Source organism: Streptomyces sp. IBSBF 2435, assembly GCF_036815005.1.
In the GTDB taxonomy this organism is placed as follows: domain Bacteria; phylum Actinomycetota; class Actinomycetes; order Streptomycetales; family Streptomycetaceae; genus Actinacidiphila.
Window position 1 is genome coordinate 1 of sequence record NZ_JAJSYW010000142.1, and the last position, 18,233, is coordinate 18,233.

General features: G+C 72.9%; 17 protein-coding genes. 4 read left to right on the plus strand and 13 right to left on the minus strand.

Translation table 11 applies throughout. The features are described 5' to 3' along the window. The 4 genes from V7E46_RS24045 to rimP form a co-directional block, all read right to left on the minus strand. Window positions 1-304: translation initiation factor IF-2 N-terminal domain-containing protein (locus V7E46_RS24045; RefSeq protein ID WP_333770358.1), on the minus strand; the 304-nt coding region annotated here is incomplete at its 3' end. A gap of 163 nt (window positions 305-467) precedes the next feature. Further along, a complete protein-coding gene (locus V7E46_RS24050; protein ID WP_333770359.1) occupies window positions 468-752 on the minus strand; it encodes a YlxR family protein in 285 nt (94 codons plus the stop codon). 102 nt (window positions 753-854) lie between these two features. Continuing rightward, on the minus strand, window positions 855-1,886 hold the full coding sequence (gene nusA, locus V7E46_RS24055) for a transcription termination factor NusA (RefSeq protein WP_333770360.1): 1,032 nt from the start codon (window positions 1,884-1,886) through the stop codon (window positions 855-857). Window positions 1,887-1,888: 2 nt separating this feature from the next. Beyond that, entirely contained in the window at window positions 1,889-2,470 is a 582-nt protein-coding gene (rimP, locus tag V7E46_RS24060; RefSeq protein ID WP_333770361.1) for a ribosome maturation factor RimP, read from the minus strand. Window positions 2,471-2,582: 112 nt separating this feature from the next. On the opposite strand from rimP, the gene V7E46_RS24065 reads away from it, so the two are divergent. The 3 genes from V7E46_RS24065 to V7E46_RS24075 are packed head-to-tail and all read left to right on the plus strand — an operon-like array spanning window position 2,583 to window position 4,499. After that, complete coding sequence (locus V7E46_RS24065; RefSeq protein WP_333770362.1) at window positions 2,583-3,110, plus strand: hypothetical protein; 528 nt, start codon at window positions 2,583-2,585, stop codon at window positions 3,108-3,110. Next, window positions 3,107-3,526 (plus strand): ferritin-like domain-containing protein, encoded by a 420-nt coding sequence (locus tag V7E46_RS24070; protein ID WP_333770363.1) that lies wholly within the window; start codon window positions 3,107-3,109, stop codon window positions 3,524-3,526. The genes V7E46_RS24065 and V7E46_RS24070 overlap by 4 nt, the downstream gene beginning before the upstream one ends. 46 nt (window positions 3,527-3,572) lie before the next feature. Then, on the plus strand, window positions 3,573-4,499 hold the full coding sequence (locus V7E46_RS24075) for an aminoglycoside phosphotransferase family protein (RefSeq protein WP_333770364.1): 927 nt from the start codon (window positions 3,573-3,575) through the stop codon (window positions 4,497-4,499). Between the two features lie 11 nt (window positions 4,500-4,510). Here the strand turns inward: V7E46_RS24075 and V7E46_RS24080 are convergent, their stop codons facing one another. The 7 genes from V7E46_RS24080 to V7E46_RS24110 all read right to left on the minus strand — a co-directional run bounded on the left by V7E46_RS24080 (window position 4,511) and on the right by V7E46_RS24110 (window position 13,540). Continuing rightward, complete coding sequence (locus V7E46_RS24080) at window positions 4,511-5,056, minus strand: GNAT family N-acetyltransferase (protein WP_333770365.1); 546 nt, start codon at window positions 5,054-5,056, stop codon at window positions 4,511-4,513. A gap of 76 nt (window positions 5,057-5,132) precedes the next feature. Continuing rightward, window positions 5,133-5,978: a GNAT family N-acetyltransferase gene (locus V7E46_RS24085; RefSeq protein WP_329174136.1), complete on the minus strand. Its 846-nt coding sequence runs from the start codon at window positions 5,976-5,978 to the stop codon at window positions 5,133-5,135. A gap of 134 nt (window positions 5,979-6,112) precedes the next feature. Beyond that, complete coding sequence (gene ispG, locus V7E46_RS24090; RefSeq protein WP_333770366.1) at window positions 6,113-7,267, minus strand: flavodoxin-dependent (E)-4-hydroxy-3-methylbut-2-enyl-diphosphate synthase; 1,155 nt, start codon at window positions 7,265-7,267, stop codon at window positions 6,113-6,115. 99 nt (window positions 7,268-7,366) lie between these two features. Further along, window positions 7,367-8,683 (minus strand): M50 family metallopeptidase, encoded by a 1,317-nt coding sequence (locus V7E46_RS24095; RefSeq protein ID WP_333770367.1) that lies wholly within the window; start codon window positions 8,681-8,683, stop codon window positions 7,367-7,369. Further along, the gene (gene dxr, locus V7E46_RS24100; protein WP_333770368.1) at window positions 8,680-9,933 is read right to left on the minus strand and encodes a 1-deoxy-D-xylulose-5-phosphate reductoisomerase; all 1,254 of its coding nucleotides are present in this window, start codon (window positions 9,931-9,933) and stop codon (window positions 8,680-8,682) included. The genes V7E46_RS24095 and dxr overlap by 4 nt, the downstream gene beginning before the upstream one ends. 78 nt (window positions 9,934-10,011) lie before the next feature. Beyond that, the gene (locus tag V7E46_RS24105; RefSeq protein ID WP_333770369.1) at window positions 10,012-11,934 is read right to left on the minus strand and encodes an acyl-CoA dehydrogenase family protein; all 1,923 of its coding nucleotides are present in this window, start codon (window positions 11,932-11,934) and stop codon (window positions 10,012-10,014) included. Between the two features lie 151 nt (window positions 11,935-12,085). Further along, window positions 12,086-13,540, minus strand: coding sequence for an aldehyde dehydrogenase family protein (locus V7E46_RS24110; RefSeq protein WP_333770370.1), 1,455 nt, complete (start codon window positions 13,538-13,540; stop codon window positions 12,086-12,088). 216 nt (window positions 13,541-13,756) lie between these two features. On the opposite strand from V7E46_RS24110, the gene V7E46_RS24115 reads away from it, so the two are divergent. Further along, window positions 13,757-14,179 carry a CU044_2847 family protein gene (locus V7E46_RS24115; protein WP_333770371.1) on the plus strand — a complete coding sequence of 141 codons (423 nt, stop codon included), beginning with the start codon at window positions 13,757-13,759 and terminating at the stop codon, window positions 14,177-14,179. Between the two features lie 144 nt (window positions 14,180-14,323). Here V7E46_RS24115 and V7E46_RS24120 read toward each other — a convergent pair whose 3' ends face one another. Both V7E46_RS24120 and V7E46_RS24125 read right to left on the minus strand, forming a co-directional pair. Further along, a complete protein-coding gene (locus V7E46_RS24120) occupies window positions 14,324-15,874 on the minus strand; it encodes a PucR family transcriptional regulator (RefSeq protein ID WP_333770372.1) in 1,551 nt (516 codons plus the stop codon). A 102-nt stretch (window positions 15,875-15,976) separates the two neighbouring features. Continuing rightward, entirely contained in the window at window positions 15,977-18,121 is a 2,145-nt protein-coding gene (locus V7E46_RS24125; protein ID WP_443054329.1) for an ATP-binding protein, read from the minus strand. Between the last annotated feature and the right edge of the window lie 112 nt (window positions 18,122-18,233).

Sequence of the window (18,233 nt, forward strand, 5' to 3'; positions counted from 1 at the left end):
CGCGGGTGACGGGGCCGCCGGCCGCCGGCTTGGGTGCCGGGGCAGCGGGACGGGCCGGCGCACCCGGGGTGGGGGCCGGCCTGGCGGGGACGCTCTTGCGCGGCGCCCCGGGCTTCGCAGCGGACTTGCCGGCGCTGCCGCCGGCCGGTCCCTGGAATGCGTCGGTCAACTTGCGAACTACCGGCGCCTCGATCGTCGAGGACGCCGAACGGACGAACTCACCGAGTTCTTGGAGCTTGGCCATGACGACCTTGCTCTCAACTCCCATCTCTTTGGCGAGTTCGTAGACCCGGACCTTAGCCACTTCGCTCCTTTTAGGTCCGGGGTGATCGTCCGCCGGACCGTCGCTACTTCATGGGCGTACTCATCGCGTACTCATCGAGTGCTCATCGCAATCTCGACCTACTTCCATCTCGCGAGGTACCTGATCGCACGGGATGATCCGTGCCGTACTTCTTCGTGCCTTCTTACGGGGCTGCCTGCTGCTCGACAAACCGGCGCACTTCCGCGGTATCGGGCGCCACCGCCGGGCCTCGGAAGGCCCGGCCGAACGCCCGGCGGCGGACCGCCAGGTCGAGGCAGGCAAGGGCGGGATGCAGATATGCGCCCCGACCGGGCAGCGTACCGCGATGATCGGGGACACAGGCATCCCCATTCATCACCACACGCAGCAGATCGCTCTTGGCCGCTCGCTGACGGCAGCCCACGCACGTACGCTCCGGGCATGCTGGTGGCAGCGTCCGACCAGACACTCTCAGTCTACCTCCCCGCGCGGACCTCACTCCTTCGAGTGTGCCGACGCACGGTCGTTCGTTTCATGTCAGCCGGAAATTCGGCCACTCATAGGTACGGTTTCAGCCTTCCGGACGCGCCTGCACCGGTGAGTGCGGGCCGGCGGGGGCGTGCTCGGTGCCCTCGGTGTCGGGGCGGATGTCGATCCGCCACCCGGTGAGCCGGGCGGCGAGCCGGGCGTTCTGCCCCTCCTTGCCGATGGCCAGCGACAGCTGGTAGTCCGGCACCGTGACCCGGGCGGAGCGGGCACCCGCGTCCACCACGTCGACCCGGGAAACCCGGGCGGGCGACAGCGCGTTCGCCACCATCTCGGCCGGGTCGTCCGACCAATCCACGATGTCGATCTTCTCGCCGTGCAGCTCCGCCATGACCGCCCGCACCCGGGCGCCCATCGGTCCGATGCACGCACCCTTGGCGTTGAGCCCGGAGCGGGCCGACCTGACCGCGATCTTGCTGCGGTGGCCCGCCTCGCGGGCGATCGCCTCGATGACGACCGAGCCGTCGGCGATCTCCGGCACTTCGAGCGCGAAGAGCTTCTTGACCAGGTTCGGGTGGGTGCGCGACAGCGTCACGGAGGGGCCGCGTACGCCCTTGGCGACCCGTACGACGTACGTACGCAGCCGTACGCCGTGCTTGTACTCCTCGCCGGGCACCTGCTCCTGCACCGGCAGGATGGCCTCCAGCTTGCCGATGTCGACCAGCACGTTCTTGGGGTCCTTGCCCTGCTGGACGACGCCGGTCACGATGTCGCCCTCGCGGCCGGCGTACTCCCCGAAGGTGATGTCGTCCTCGGCGTCCCGCAGCCGCTGCAGGATCACCTGCTTGGCGGTGGACGCGGCGATCCGCCCGAAACCGGACGGCGTGTCGTCGAACTCGCGCGGCTCGGCGCCCTCGGCGACCTCGTCGGGGTCCTCGGTCGCCCACACCGTCACATGCCCGCTGGTGCGGTCCAGCTCCACCCTGGCGCGCCGGTGGCTGCCCGGCTCGCGGTGGTAGGCGATCAGCAGCGCCGACTCAATGGCCTCGACCAGCAGCTCGAACGAGATCTGCCGCTCCTGCACCAGACCCCGCAGGGCCTTCATGTCGATGTCCACGGCTACGCCTCCTTTGTGGTCTCGTCGATGTCGCTGCCGTCCATCTCGTCGTCTTCCACGTCGTCTTCCGTGCCGTCGTCAGGGAGGGCCTCGTCGTCCGGCTCGCCGGCCTTGCGGCTGAACTCGACCTCGACCCGGGCCTTCGCGATCTCCGTGAAGTCCGCGCGGGCGGGCTTGGGCTTGCGGCCCTTGACGCCCGGCACCTCCAGGTCGAGACCCGTCTCGTCCACCGCCATGATCCGTGCGATCAGCTCGCCGCGCTCCTTGAGCGCCAGCCTCACCAGCCGCCCGGAGTTGCGCCGGAAGTGCCGGGGCTCGGTCAGCGGCCGGTCGGTGCCCGGCGAGGTGACTTCGAGGACGTACTCCGTCTCGCCCATCACATCCGAGTCGTCCAGCGCCTGGGACACCGCGCGGCTCACCGCGGCCACGGTGTCCAGCTGCACGCCGTCCTCGGCGTCCACCACGACCAGCAGCTGGCGCCGCCGGCCCGACGCGGTCAGCGTGACGTCCTCCAGGTCGAGACCGGCCTTGCCGACAAGCGGCTCAAGCAGCGCGCGCAGCCTCTCGCTCTGGGTGGTGCTCATCCGGGTGACTCCTCGGCCGCGTGTGCTGTTGTGGTGGAAGGTCGCGTGTAAGGGCAAGGCTACCCGAGCCGGGGCAGGGCGCCGCGCCACTCCGGACCCGTAAACTCCCCCCATGATCCCGGAGGCGGCCGCTCGGCTGAGCAGGCGGAGTGTGGTGGCGGCAGCGGTCGCGGCGGTCGGCGCCGGGTGCGCGAAGGACGCTGACGGACCGTCCGGCGGGCCGTCGGACAAGGCCCCCGCGTCGCTCCCCGGGGTCGCGGAGCAGGCGCAGGCGGTGCGCGACAGCACGGATCTGATCGGGCGTTACGACGCCGCCGCGGCCGCGCACCCCTCGCTCGCCGCCCGGCTGCGGCCGCTGCGGGCCGAGGTCGTCCGGCACATCGAGGCCTTCGGCGGCAAGGCGCCCAGCGCGCCCGTCCCGGCGGCGACCGCGGCCCCGGCCACCACCGCGAAGACGCTGGCGGCACTCGCCGCCGCGGAACGCTCCCTGGCCGACCGCAGGGCCGCCACCGTACTGACCGTGCCCGGCGGGCTGGCCCGGCTGATGGCCTCGGTCGCGGCGGCCGGCGCGGGCCATGCCGCACTTCTCGGCACCCGGGCCGGCGGGCGGCCGACGAGCGAGGGGACGGACGGGGCATGAACGCGGTCATCGACGCGGTGCAGGCGGCGCTCGCCGCCGAGCACGCCGCGGTGTACGGCTACGGGGTCGTCGGCGGCCACCTGACCGGCGGCAGGCAGACCGAGGCGCAGCAGGGCTACGACGCCCACCGTGCGCGCCGCGACAGCCTGGCGCGTACCGTCGCCGACCTCGGTGCGTCCCCGGTGACCACCGCGGCCGGCTACGAGCTGCCCTTCGCCGTCTCCGACGCGGCGGCCGCGGAACGGCTCGCGGCGTACGTCGAGGAGCGGGTGGCGGGCGCCTACGGCGACGTGGTGCGCAGTGCGATCGGTGACCTGCGGCGGGACGCGGCCGGTGCGATGCGGGACGCGGCGGTGCGGGCGGTGCGATGGCGCGGCGGCAGCGTAGCCTTCCCGGGTCTGGCGGAGTTCGGCTGAACGTCGCCGCCGGGCGCCGGGAGCCGCACGGAGGGCAGGGCAGGCGATGGGTTCAGCAGCGCACCTCGAACCGCCCGAGCGGCTGGTCCGCAGCGTCACCGCCTGGGAGGGCGAGGCGGGCCTGGCGTGGCTGGCGCGGCTGCCCGGCCGGGTGGCGGACTGCCTGGAGCGCTGGGAGCTGACCGCCGAGCGGGTCGTCGCGGCGGGCGGCCGGATCAGCATGGTCGTGCTGGTCCGCACGGCCGGCGGCGAGCCCGCGGTGCTCAAGGTCGGCATGGTCAACCAGGAGACGGAGCAGGAGCACGCGGCGCTCGCCCACTGGGGCGGGCGCGGCGCGGCCCGGCTGCTGCGGGCGGAGCCGGCCGAGGGCGCGATGCTGCTGGAGCGGCTGCGCGCGGACATCTCGCTGCGCTCGCTGGCCGAGGCCAAGGCGATGCTGGAGGCCGAGGCGGTGCTCCAGCGGCTGTGGGTGCCGCCGGCCGGTGACCACCCCTTCCGCACGGTCGCCGCTGCGACCGGCGGGCAGGCCGCGCTGCTGCGGGAGCTGCGTACGGCGGCCGGCGCGGCGGACGCCGGGCCGCTGATCGACGAGGCGCTCGCGGCGCGGGCCGAACTGGCGGACTCGGCCGCCTCGGTGGAGAGCGTTCTGCTGCACGGCGACTACCACCACGGCAATGTGCTGGCGGGCGAGCGGATGCCGTGGCTGGCGATCGACCCCAGGCCGCTGGTCGGGGAGCGGGCGTACGACCTGGCGTGGCTGACCAGGGACCGGCTCTCGACGCTGGTGGCGCAGCCCGGTGCGCGGGCCGCCGCCAGGCGGCGGATCGCGAAGCTCGCCGAGGCGCTGGACGTGGACGCCGCCCGGCTGCGCGGCTGGGCGGTCTTCCGCGCGGTGGAGGCGGGCGTCCGGTACGTGTCGGCGGGCCGGCGCGAGGACGGCGAGCTGCTGCTGGAGTTCGCGAGCTGGCTGTAGCCGCCCCGCGGTCAGCGCAGCAGGGGCAGCGGGGCGCCCATCACCGCGTACGGCCGGGAGGCGCTGGGGAAGTGGACCGGGCGGGCCAGGTCGCGGTAGCCCAGCGCGTGGTAGAGCCGCCTGGCGGGGGTGTCGCCGTCGATCGCGGACAGGATGCTGCGCGGCTCCGCGGCGGTGTCGGTGATCGCGGTGATCAGCCGGCGGCCGATGCCGCGGCTCTGGAAGTCGGGCAGCACATGCAGTTCGGTGATCACGAAGGACTCGTCGAGCCAGCCGTCGTTGCCCTCCCGGCGCAGGTACGGCTGCACGACGCTGGACCACCAGTGCGTACGGTCGTTGGGCAGCCCGTACACGAAGCCGACCAGCCGCCCGTCCTCGGTCCACGCGGCCAGCGCCCGCGCCCCGGGACAGGCCAGATGCCGCAGGACGATCTGCCGCCTGATCGCCACTTCCTCGGGTCCGAGCCCGAAGGCGAGTGCCTGTACGGCGAGCGCCTCATCGACATGCGCGGCAAGATCGCTCGTCCCGACCACCACGTTCTCCATGGGCGGCGACATTACTGCCTTTCTCGGTCCGCCCGGATCGGTGTCCGGGGCGGTGGCGGCGGGGTGCGGTGCCCGGGGCGGCCGGGGTTCAGAACAGGACCGACATGAAGGCGCCGACCTCGGTGAAGCCCACCCGCTGGTAGGCGGCGCGGGCCGGGGCGTTGAAGTCGTTGACGTAGAGGCTGACCACCGGGGCGACGTCGCGCAGGGCGTAGTGGAGCACGGCGGCCATGCCGGACTCGGACAGCCGGCGGCCGCGGTGGGAGGGGGCGACCCAGACGCCCTGGATCTGGCAGGTGTGGCGGGTGACGGCGCCGATCTCCGCCTTGAAGACCACCTCGCCGTCCTCGATGCGGGCGAACGCCCGCCCGGTGGAGACGAGTTCGGCGACCCGGGCCTGGTAGAGCAGGCCGCCGTCGCCGGCCAGCGGCGAGACGCCGACCTCCTCGGTGAACATCGCCACGCAGGCCGGCATGATCACCTCCATCTCGTCCTTGCGGACCCGCCGGACCCGGGGGTCGGGCGCGATGTCGGCGGGCAGGGCGCGGGTGGTCATCAGCGGCTGGTGGCGGCGGACCTCTCGGGCGGGTCCCCAGTGCGGTTCGAGCCGGGCCCACAGGTCGGCGGTGGCGTCGGCGGGGCCGACGATGGACGAGCAGCGGCGACCCGACCTGCGGGCGCGTTCCGCGAAGGCGCTGACCGCCTCGGGGGTGGCGCAGATCGGTACGAGGTTGGCGCCGGCGTAGCACAGCGAGGTGAGCCGGCCGGCCGCGTACCAGCCCCACATCTCGCCGCCGAGCCGCCACGGGTCGAGTCCGGCGACATTGACCCGGGAGGTGACGAACGCGTTGGCGACCGGGTCGCTGTGCAGGACGGCCAGCGCCGCGTCGAGATCACCGGGTTCGAGGACGCGGGCAGTCGAGTGGGTCAGCACGTGGACGCCTCACCGTTTTCGCCTTCTGGGCCGCTCGTGCAGGCGGGGAATGGACTGGGCACTCTACCTCGCACGGGCGTGCCACGCCCCGCACCCGTCGATACCGGGCCCGGGGCGGGACGGGAACGCGCCGGTCAGGAGATGCTCACCTGGGGTTCACCGGAGGCCACTCCGTCCTTCTCCATCTGCTCGGCGAGCTTGAGCGCCTCCTCGATCAGCGTCTCGACGATCTTGGACTCGGCCACCGTCTTGATGACCTCGCCCTTGACGAAGATCTGCCCCTTGCCGTTGCCGGAGGCGACACCGAGGTCGGCCTCGCGGGCCTCGCCGGGGCCGTTGACGACGCAGCCCATGACGGCGACCCGCAGCGGCACCTCCATGCCCTCAAGACCGGCGGTGACCTGGTCGGCGAGCTTGTAGACGTCGACCTGGGCGCGGCCGCAGGACGGGCAGGAGACGATCTCCAGGCGGCGCTGCCGCAGATTCAGCGACTCCAGGATCTGGATGCCGACCTTGACCTCCTCGGCGGGCGGCGCCGAGAGGGAGACGCGGATGGTGTCGCCGATGCCCTCGGCGAGCAGCGCGCCGAAGGCGACGGCGGACTTGATGGTGCCCTGGAAGGCGGGGCCCGCCTCGGTCACCCCGAGGTGCAGCGGGTAGTCGCACTTCTGGGCGAGCAGCCGGTAGGCGTTGACCATCACGACCGGGTCGTTGTGCTTGACCGAGATCTTGATGTCGCGGAAGCCGTGCTCCTCGAACAGCGACGCCTCCCACAGCGCGGACTCGGCCAGCGCCTCGGGGGTGGCCTTGCCGTACTTCTCCAGCAGGCGGCGGTCGAGCGAGCCGGCGTTGACGCCGATCCTGATCGGGATGCGCGCGTCGGAGGCGGCCTTGGCGATCTCCCGCACCTTGTCGTCGAACTGTTTGATGTTGCCCGGATTGACCCGGACCGCGGCGCAGCCGGCGTCGATCGCGGCGAAGACGTACTTCGGCTGGAAATGGATGTCCGCGATGACCGGGATCTGGGACTTCCTGGCGATCGTGGAAAGAGCGTCCGCGTCGTCCTGCGTCGGGCAGGCGACCCGGACGATCTGGCAGCCGGAAGCGGTCAGCTCGGCGATCTGCTGGAGGGTGGCGCCGATGTCGGAGGTGCGCGTGGTGGTCATGGACTGGACGGACACCGGGGCGTCGCCGCCGACGGCGACAGTTCCCACCTGGATCTGACGGCTCTTGCGGCGTTCGGCGAGCTTGGTCGGAACATCCGGCATACCGAGCGAAATCGCGGTCATCTGCGTGGCTTCCCCAAGGTGTGACACAAGTCCCGGCGTGGGCGGGCTCCGCTTCGAGGTTACGGCACCCGCCCCACGTCTCTCACTCGGCTCAGGGCATTACGAGCTGAGTTTGACCGGGTTGACCACGTCGGCGATCAGCACGAGCAAAGTGAAGGACACAAAGATTCCGGCCACGATATAGGCGACCGGCATGAGCTTGGCCACGTCGAAGGGTCCGGGGTCGGGCTTGCGGAAGACCCGGGCCGTGTGCCGCCTGAACGACTCCCACAGCGCGCCGGCCACATGGCCGCCGTCCAGCGGCAGCAGCGGCAGCATGTTGAAGAGGAACAGCGACAGGTTGAAGCCCGCGACGAGCATCACCATGGTGGCGATCCGGTCGATGGCCGGCTCCTGGAGCGAGAAGACCTCGCCGCCGACGCGGGCGGCCCCGACCACGCCCATCGGGGAGTCCGCCTTGCGGGGGGCGCCGTCGAAGGTGGCCCGCCACAGGTCGGGGATGCGCTGCGGCAGCCGCAGCAGCGAGTCGACGCCCTGCCGTGCCATGTCGCCCATGTGGCTGACCGAGCTGGTGAAGCCCAGCGGCTCGATGTGGCTGGCCGGGCTGAAGCCGAGGAAGCCGGCGGTCACGGTGCCGTCCTGCACGTCGCCGTGGCTGTCGGTCTTCGCTACGACGTTGGTGGTGATCACCGGGTGCAGGGTGACCTGACGGCCGTTGCGCTCCACCACGATGGTGGCGGGGCCCGCGCCGGTCCTGATGTCCTTGGACAGCTCGGCCCAGTCCTTGACCGGGCGGCCGTTGAATTCCAGGAACTTGTCGCCGGGCAGGAAGCCTGCGGACTTGGCGGGTGCGACGGGGTCGGCGGCCAGGCAGGGGTTGTCCGGGTTGCGCTTGGCGGTGTCGGCCTGCGAGATCACGCAGTCGCTGACCGAGCTGACCACCGTGGTCTGCTTGGCGATGCCGATGCCCATGAAGACGGCGAGCGCCAGCGCGAAGGCCAGGATCAGGTTCATGAAGGGTCCGGCGAACATCACGATGACGCGCTTCCACGGCTTGCGCGTGTAGAACAGCCGCGTCTCGTCGCCCGGTTGCAGCTCCTCGAACGCGGCGGAGCGGGCGTCCTCGATCATGCTGCGCCACGGCGAGGTGGAGCGGGCGGTGATCCGGCCGTCCTCGCCGGGCGGGAACATCCCGATCATGCGGATGTAGCCGCCGAGCGGGATGGCCTTGAAGCCGTATTCCGTGTCGCCCTTCTTGCGGGACCACACGGTCGGGCCGAACCCCACCATGTACTGCGGCACGCGGATCTTGAACAGCTTGGCCGTGGAGAGGTGGCCCAGCTCGTGCCAGGCGATGGAGACCATCAGGCCCACGGCGAAAACCACTATGCCGAGGACCGTCATGAGAGCGGTCATACCCCTGTTGCCTCCGAAGTCCGGGCCAGTTCCACGGCCCGGGCGCGTGCCCAGGCCTCCGCTTCGAGGACGTTCTCGACCGTCAGCGAAGTTCCCGAGTCGGGTGTGCCGTGCTCCTCGACGACCTTCGCGACGGTGTCCACGATCCCGGTGAACGGCAGCCGGCCGGCGAGGAAGGCGTCGACGCACTCCTCGTTGGCGGCGTTGAACACCGCGGGTGCGGTGCCCCCGAGGCTACCCACATGGCGGGCCAGTGCGACCGACGGGAAGGCGTCCTCGTCCAGCGGGAAGAACTCCCATGTCGACGCCTTCGACCAGTCGAAGGCCGGTGCGGCGTCCGGCACCCGGTCGGGCCAGCCCAGGCCCAGGGCGATCGGCATCCGCATGTCGGGCGGGCTGGCCTGCGCAATTGTGGAGCCGTCGACGAATTCCACCATGGAGTGGATGTACGACTGGGGGTGGACGACGACCTCGATCCGGTCGAAGGGGACGTCGTAGAGCAGATGCGCCTCGATCACCTCAAGGCCCTTGTTGACGAGGGTCGCGGAGTTGACGGTGATGACCGGACCCATGGCCCAGGTGGGGTGGGCGAGCGCGTCGGCGGGTGTGACCGCCTCCAGTTCCGCCCTGCTGCGGCCGCGGAAGGGGCCGCCGGAGGCGGTGACGAGCAGCTTGCGCACCTCTTGGCGGCGGCCGCCCAGCATCGCCTGGAAGAGGGCGGAGTGCTCGGAGTCGACGGGCACGATCTGGCCGGGCCTGGCGAGCGCCTTCACCAGGGGCCCGCCGACGATCAGCGACTCCTTGTTGGCCAGGATCAGCACCCGGTCGGCCCGCAGCGCGGCGAGCGTCGGCCGCAGCCCGATCGAGCCGGTGATGCCGTTGAGCACGGAGTGGCATTCGAGTGCCGCGGCCTCGGTGGCGGCCTCGGGTCCCGCGATGATCCCGGGCAGCGCGGCACCCGGCCCGTACAGAGCCGTGAGCGCCTCGCGCAGCGGGCCGACGGCGGCCTCGTCGGCGACGGCGACCGTCCGTACCCGCAGCTGGTGGGCCTGCTCGGCGAGCAGGGCGACCCGGCCGCCGGCCGCGGAGATCGCGGTGACGCGGAAGCGGTCCGGGTTGCGCAGCACCACGTCGATGGCCTGGGTGCCGATCGAGCCGGTCGAGCCGAGGATCACGATGTCTCGGGGGCCGTCCGCCGGGGCGTTGGTGGCGTACGGGCGGTAGTGCGGGTCTGCGAGGGCATCCGTCATGGGGCCATTGTGTCGTGCGGAAGCCGTGCGCCGTCCACTGCCCCGCACAGGCTGTGGACGGCGCGCAGGCGGTCCTGCTCAGTGCACGGGTCGGTGCACGTCGGCGCTCTTGGAGGGGCCGGGCTCGGTCTCGGCGATCCAGGGGCCGTCCCTGCTGGGGTCGACGATGCCCGCTTCCAGCCACTGGGTGTCGCCGCGGAGCACCGCCTCGGTCAGTGCCCGGTCGGCGCTGTCGGTGTTGGTCCACAGCCGGGCGAACAGCTCGTCGGTGCGCACCCGCGCCTGCCGGCAGAAAGTGTCGGCGAGCCGGCGCGCCTGCGGGCCGTGGTCACTGCCGGCCGCGAGGTGCTGGGCGCGCACGCAGGCGGCGCTCATCGCGAACAGCTCGGCGCCGATGTCCACGATGCGGGCCAGGAAGTTCTGCTTGGTCTCCATCCGGCCCTGCCAGCGCGACATGGCGTAGAAGGTGCAGCGGGCGAGCTTGCGCGCGCTGCGCTCGACATAGCGCAGGTGCGGGGCGAGGCCGTCGAATTCGGCGTACGCGTTCGGCAGCTGCCCGGGTCCCGCGACGAGCTTGGGCAGCCACTTGGCGTAGAAACCGCCGGCCTTGGCGCCCGCCTTGGCCTTGTCGCCGAGCGAGGCGTCCGGGTCGATGAGGTCGCCGGCCACCGACAGGTGGGCGTCGACGGCCTCCCGGGCGATCAGCAGGTGCATGATCTCGGTGGAGCCCTCGAAGATCCGGTTGATCCGCACGTCGCGCAGCAGCTGCTCGGCGGGTACGGCCCGCTCGCCGCGGGCGGCCAGCGAGTCGGCGGTCTCGAAGCCCCGGCCGCCGCGGATCTGGACCAGCTCGTCGGCGATCCGGCAGGCGGCCTCGGAGCCGTAGAGCTTGGCGAGGGCGGCCTCGATCCGGATGTCGTTGCGCTCCTCGTCGGCCATCTGCGAGGACAGGTCGAGCACGGCCTCCAGCGCGAAGGTGGTGGCGGCGATGTAGGCGATCTTGGCGCCGACGGCCTCGTGCTCGGCGATCGGCTTGCCCCACTGCTCGCGGGCCGCGGACCATTCCCTGGCGATCTTCAGGCACCACTTGGCGGCGCCGACGCAGCCCGCGGGCAGCGAGAGGCGGCCGGTGTTGAGGGTGGTCAGGGCGATCTTCAGGCCCGCGCCCTCGGGGCCGATCCGGTTCGCGGCCGGGACGCGCACCTGGTGGAAGCGGGTGACGCCGTTCTCCAGGCCGCGCAGGCCCATGAAGGCGTTGCGGTTCTCGACGGTGATGCCCTCGCTCCCGGCCTCGACCACGAAGGCGCTGATGCCGCCCTTGCGGCCCTCCGAGGCGGGCACCCGGGCCATCACGACCAGCAGGTCGGCGATGACGCCGTTGGTGGTCCACAGCTTCACGCCGTCCAGCACGTAGCCGTCGCCGTCGGGGACCGCGGTGGTGGCCAGCCGGGCGGGGTCGGAGCCGACGTCGGGCTCGGTGAGCAGGAAGGCGCTGATGTCGGTACGGGCGCAGCGCGGCAGGAACGCCTGCTTCTGCTCGTCGGTGCCGAACATCTTCACCGGCTGCGGCACACCGATCGACTGGTGCGCGGACAGCAGCGCGCCGACCGCGGGGCTCGCGGTGCCGACCAGGGCGAGCGCCTTGTTGTAGTACACCTGGGTGAGGCCGAGACCGCCGTAAGCGGGGTCGATCTTCATCCCGAGGGCGCCCAGCTCCTTCAGGCCCACGATCGTCTCGTCCGGGATGCGTGCCTCGCGGTCGATCCTGGCGCCGTCGATCGAGGTCTCGCAGAACTCCCGCAGCCGGGCGAGGAACTCCTCGCCCCTGGCGACGGCTTCCGGCGCCGGGAGCGGGTGCGGGTGGATCAGGTCGAGGCGGAAGCGGCCGAGGAAGAGCTCCTTGGCGAAACTCGGCCGGTGCCAGTCCCGCTCACGGGCGGCCTCGGCCACCTGGCGTGCCTCGCGTTCGGAGACCTTGCGTGTTGCGACGGGTGCGGACACGGTTGCGTCACCTCCGGGTAGCCGGCTACTGACCGGTGCTACCAGTCCGTACTACCCGATTTCCGCCGACCCCACCAGACGAGTCGTCAGCGCTCGGCCCGCGGCGGCGGGCCGTGGGCCGCGGCGGGCGGTCACTCGCCGGGACCGGAGGTCACAGGTCGAGGCCGGTGAGCACCAGGACGCGCTCGTAGGTGTAGTCGTCCATCGCGTACTTCACGCCCTCGCGCCCGGTTCCGGAGTCCTTGACCCCGCCGTAGGGCATCTGGTCGGCGCGGTAGGAGGGCGCGTCGCCGATGACCACACCGCCGACCTCCAGCTCGCGGTGGGCGCGGAAGGCCAGTTGCAGATCGTGGGTGAAGACGCCGGTCTGCAGGCCGAAGCGGGAGTCGTTGACGGCCGCGAAGGCCTCCTCGGCGCCGTTGACCCGATGCAGTGACAGGACCGGGCCGAAGGCCTCCTCGGTGGCCAGCGCCGCGTCGGCGGGCAGGTCGGCCAGCACGGTCGGGGCGTAGGTCGCCCCGTCGCGGGTCCCGCCGGCCAGCAGCTTGGCTCCCTTGCCGACGGCGTCGTCCACCCACTGCCCGACACGTATGGCGGCGGCTTCGCTGACCAGCGGGCCGACGTCGGTGGCGCCGTCCGCCGGGTCGCCAGTGACCTGCCCGCGGACCTTGGCGACGATGCGCTCGGCCAGGGCGTCGTATATTGCCGCGTCGGCGATGACCCGCTGCACCGAGATGCAGGACTGGCCGCCCTGGTAGTTGGCGAAGGTGGCGATCCGGCCGGCCGCCCAGTCCAGGTCGGCCTCCGAGGACCAGTCGGCGAGCACCACGGCCGCCGCATTGCCGCCGAGTTCGAGGGTGACGTGCTTGCGCGGCACCGAGTCGGCGATGGCGTGGCCCACGGTGTCGGAGCCGGTGAAGGAGATCACCGGCAGCCGCGGGTCCCGCACCAGCGCGGGCATCCGGTCGTTGGGCACCGGCAGCACGCTCCAGGAGCCGGCCGGCAGCCCCTCGGCCTCGGCCAGGATCTCGCCGAGCAGCAGCGCCGACAGCGGGGTCGCGGGGGCGGGCTTGAGGATGATCGGCACCCCGGCCGCGAGGGCCGGGGCGACCTTGTGCGCCACCAGGTTCAGCGGGAAGTTGAACGGTGCGATGCCCAGCACGGTGCCGCGCCCGAAGCGCCGGGTCAGCGCGAGCCGCCCCACCCCGCCCTGGTCGGTGTCCAGCCGCTGCATCTCGCCGGAATTGAAGCGGCGGGCCTCCTCGGCGGCCAGGCGGAAGACCGACACCGCACGGCCGACCTCGCCCCGCGACCACTTCAGCGGTTTGCCGTTCTCCGCGGTGATGAGCCGGGCGATCTCCTCGGCGCGCTCGGCCAGCCGCTTCGAGACGTGGTCGAGCGCGGCGGCCCGCACATGCGCGGGCGTCGCCGAGAACGCCGGCTCCGCGGCGACCGCCGCCGCGACCGCCTCCTCGACCTGCGCGTCGTCCGGCACGCTCACCCGGCCGACCAGGGCTCCGTCCCAGGGGCTCGTCACATCGAAGGAGTCCGTGCCGGTGGCCCGGCGGCCCGCCAGCCAGAACGCGTACGGAGCTGCGGTCGTCACGGGGGTTCCGCCCTTCTGTCGCGGGTGTCGCTCCCTGTCACGGTAGGCGCGGGCGGCGGCGCGGCACGTTGTCCACGGCGGAGTACGCGTACGCCCGCACGCTACGGAATGGCCAGCGCCGTCCTGCGCCCTTCCGGGGCCGTGAGAGCCGGAACCCGCACCCGGAGGCGGTCGCTGCCTCTATCCTGGCGCCCCGGCACGGGGAGGGGACGGGCGATGGCGCAGACGGTCACGATCGCACTGGACGACGGCTCGACGGTGGAGGCGGAGATCGTCGGCGAGGTGCCTTTCCAGCACCCCGACGAGACCGGCGCCTATGACGACATCGGCGTGCGCTCCCGGGCCGCCGCGATGGGCTCGGCGGTCACCCTGACGCTGGAAGGCGTGCGGGACACCGTACGCGGCATCGGCCGCTGGGCCGCACAGACCATCGCCGAGGGCGGCGCCGCGGGCTCCCCCGACGCCTTCGAGGTCGAGTTCGGCCTCAAGCTCGCCGTGAAGTCGGGCCAGCTGCTCGGCGTCATCGCCGAGGCCGGTACGGAGGCGGGGCTGACCGTACGGCTGTCCTGGGACCTCGCGGCCCGCCGCGCCGCCGCCCCCGCGCCTGCGCCCGACGCGGCGGCGCCGCCGGCGCCGTAAGGCGCTGTCCGCGGGGTGCCGGAGGCGGGCCTCGGGCCTGCGGCGGTGCGGCCGGGGGGTGATCCCAGCGCGTCTTCCGCGGCTGTCAGAGGCCGGACACGGTGGCGGCACGGCCGGTAAGGCGCAACGCGCCGTCCGCCGGTGTCAGGAGTGGGCCTCGGCCTCGGTCTTGATGGCCAGCCACAGCTCCATCCGGACGTCCGGGTCGTCCAGGGAGCGGCCGAGGATCTCCTCGACCCGCCGCATCCGGTAGCGCAGGGTGTGCCGGTGCACACCGAGGTCGGCCGCGGCGGCGTCCCACTGGCCGTGGTGCGACAGCCAGGCATGCAGCGAGGCGACCAGGTCGCCGCGCGAGGTGGCGTCGTGCTCGCGCAGCGGCCGCAGCAGGCCCTCGGCGAAGGCGCGCACGGCGTCCTCGGCCAGCAGCGGCACCACCGACCCGGCGCCGACCTCGCCGTGCTCGACCAGGTTGCGGTCCCTGCGGACCGCGACGGCCAGCGCCCGCTCGGCCTGCCGGTGCGCCTCGGGCACCTCCTCGGGTGGTACGGCCGCCGACAGCCCCGCGGCAAGCGTGTCCTCGGCCTCCGCCAGGTCGGCGGCGGCGGCCAGCGCGGTGGCGTCCTGGGCGGCCAGCACGACCAGCCGCGTACCGTCCTGGATCGCCAGCAGCGGGTCGCCCGAGCGGGCGGCGGCGGAGTCGACGCGCTCCGCCAGCCTCGCCAGCGCCTCGGGCCCGCGCTGGGCGTCCGAGGGCTCGGCGATCAGCACCCGCACCGGGTGGTCGAGCAGCGTGCGGTAGAGCGCGCCCGCCACACTGCGGGCGTGCCCGGTCTCACCGGCGAGCAGCATCCGCAGCAGCGCGGCGGCCAGCCGGGTGTGCGCGTCCTGGAGGGTGCGGGACTGCTCCAGCGACAGCGTCAGCAGGGCGACGGCGGCGTGCACGACGTAGCGCGCGGAGGTGTCGAGGCGCTCCTCGGTGCCGACCGCGAGATAGCCGCGCGGGCGGCGCCCGGTGCCCAGCGACTGGATCTCGACCCGGTCCTCGCTGCCCGCCCCGCCCGCGACGGCGGCGCCGGCCGGCCCCTGGATGTCCCGCAGCCGGTCGATCTCGCCGGCCAGCCGGGCGGCGCGGCGGCCCGCCCAGTCCGGGGCGGCGGCCAGCACCGCGCCCGAGGCGTCGTAGAGCGCGGCCCAGCCGTCGAGGTGGGCGGCCAGCCGGGACAGCAGCGCGGCGGTGCCGTCGGCGGCCAGCGCGGCCCTGGTCAGTTCCCGCTGGGCCTCGAAGCCTGCGGTCACCGCCTTGTAGCGGTCGGCCGCGAGCGCCGCGGACGCGGTCTTGCTGATCGCGATGAAGGGCGTCTTGCGGGGCACCTCGAGCAGCGGCAGCCCGGCCTGCGTGGCCGCCTCCACCAGGGCGTCGGGCACCATGTCGTGCCCGACCCCCACGCCGAAGCCGAGCCCGACGACCTTGGCCTCGGTCAGCCGCCGTACGTAGCCGCGCATCGACTCGGGGTCGCCGACCTCCAGCTTGAGCCCGGTGGTGAGCAGCAGCTCGCCGCCGTCGAGATACGGACCCGGGTCGTCCAGTTCGCTGGTGTGCACCCAGCGCACCTCCGAGTCCAGCCGGTCCTTGCCGGCGAGGACGGTCAGCTTGAGCGCCGAGTGGTGCACGAGGGAGGCGAGGGTGAGGGGCATACGACCAGATACCGGCAATCGCTGGATTTCGGCCGACCGGGAATGGTCGCCCCTGTCAATTGTGCCGCACCGCTCACCGCACGCCGCCCCGTGAGCCCCCCTTCACCCCCGCAGGTCCAGCAGGATCGGCGGCGCGTGCTCCCCCGTCGTGGCCGTCAACGACAGCACCGCGTGCCCGGCCGGCACCGCGTGCGCCAGATCCGAAGCGGACCACCGCTCCCGCTCCACTTCCCTGACGGTCACCGACTCGGTGGTGACGGCTTCTCCGGTGAACAGCTTCCGCACACCGCGGCTGAGCCGCCTGGGCAGACCGCCGGACTGGTCAGGAGTCCGGGTGATGTCCCTGGTCTCCACCCAGGTGGTCCCCCACGCCTCGGCGAAACGCTTCCCGTCCCAGGTGGTCACCCCGGACATCGCCATCCGGCAGCCCATCACGCCGAGCAGCGCCGTCCGCAGTGCCTCGGGCACGTCGTCCAGCGTCCGCAGGGCCATCACGACCCCGGCGTTCGCCGAGCGCAGCCGCGCCAGCCCGCGCACGGACTCCTGCGTGATCGTGTGGGCGGCGTCGTCCAGCACCAGGCAGGCAAAGAGCGACCTGTCGCGCCGCGCGACGGCCGCGGCCGTGAACTGGGCGAGCACCAGCCTGACCAGGATCCGGGCGGCCTCGGCGTGGCCGTGCTGGGGCAGGTCGATGCGGACCCGCACCGGGTGTTCGAGGGCGCGCATGGAGAAGGGCCGGGAACGGCCCGTCACATCGAAGAATCCGGCGAAGGCGGGCCGGTCGAGCAGCGAGACCCGGTCGGCGAGCAGCGGGCCGATGTCGCCGCGCTGGGCGGTCTGCCGTTCACGGGCGTCCAGTTCCCTCGCCATCCCCGGCGCTCCGGCCGCGTCGAGCGCGTCGCGCAGGGCGGCGAAGGCATGCGGGGTGCCGTCGAGCAGTTCGCGCAGTTCGGGGATGGCGGGGAAGCGGCCGCGCGCGGCGAGGTAAGGGCCGAGGATCTGGCTGAGTGCGGTCGTCGCCCGGCGTACGTCCCCGGTGCCGCCACCGCTGTGCGCGTCGATCAGTGCTTCCGCGAGCGTCCCGGCCGCCGCGTCGGGGTCGTCGGTGCCGTACAGGTCGAGGTCGTAGCGGGACGCCGGGTCGGCGAGGGAGATGACCACGTCGTAGGAGCCGGCGGGGCCGAGGTCGGCTCCGGCCGCTCCGACAGCCACTACCGCGGCCTGTCCCGCCAGCGCCTGGAGGCAGAGCGATTCCGCGACCGGCCGCATCACCTGGCGGGTCTTGCCCGAGCCGGAGGGGCCCACCGCGAGCAGCCCGGTGCCCAGCAGCGTCGGATCGAGCGCGATGCCGGACCCGCGGTGCTGGTACGGGTTGCGGTCGTCGTCGATGCCACGGCCGATCCGCACCTGCCGGGTCAGCAGGTCGTGGGGCGCCCCGCGGTAGGGGACGTCCCTGGCGCCCGACGGATGGCCACAGGCCTCGCCGCCGTCGCGCAGCACTTGGTCGGTGAAGGCGCCGAGCCTGCCGGGGTCGGCCAGCACCCCGCCCCAGGCGCGGCGGATCCGGGTGTAGTCGACGTCGTTCATCCGGCCGGTGCGCACCTCGGCGGCGAGCCGGTCGGCGAGAGCGTGCCGCTGCGCCGCGCGCAGCTCCGGCCATTCCACGAGGTCGGGCACACCGGCGTCGGCGGCAGCGGTGGGGCCGTCGGGCTCATCGATGAGCTTGCGCAGCGCGGGCGTCACGAAGCGGCGCCACACCTGGCCCCAGTTCCCGACCCTGGCGCAGATCCAGGCGAGGACCAGGGTGCACACCACCGCCCAGACGCGGGTGACGGCGTTGAAGGCGTTGGTGTCGCCGCCCGCGCCGCTGCGCCAGTGGTCGGGCGTGACCCATATCGCCGGCCAGATCCAGAAGTCGAAGTAGCCGTCCCGGAACATCGACCAGATCAGCAGTCCGACCAGCAGGCTGAGCAGTGCGCCGCCGAGCAGCCGTCTGGCGGGCAGCTGACGGGGATCGGGCTTGGGGCGCGGTGTGTGCCCGAACCCGTAGATGCCGGGCGCGTCCGCCGCGCGCGGGGTGCGCAGCCAGGTTTCCAGGGCCGAGGCAGGCGGGGCCTTGGCCGGCATCGGCGGAGGCACGGTCGGACGGGGTACGGGGCTGGTCGGCCTCGGTGGCGTGGACGGTGGGATGGGCGGACCGGCGCCCGGCCGCCCTTGGCCGTAGCGTTGTGTGCCCTCGTAATCCATGGCATCCATGGCGCGTCTGCCCCTCGTCGCCGCCGATGCGCACAATGTAGTCGAGCCGCTACGCCCAAAGAAAGGATCTTGGCCGCACGCCGGCACCCCGGCACCCCGGCAC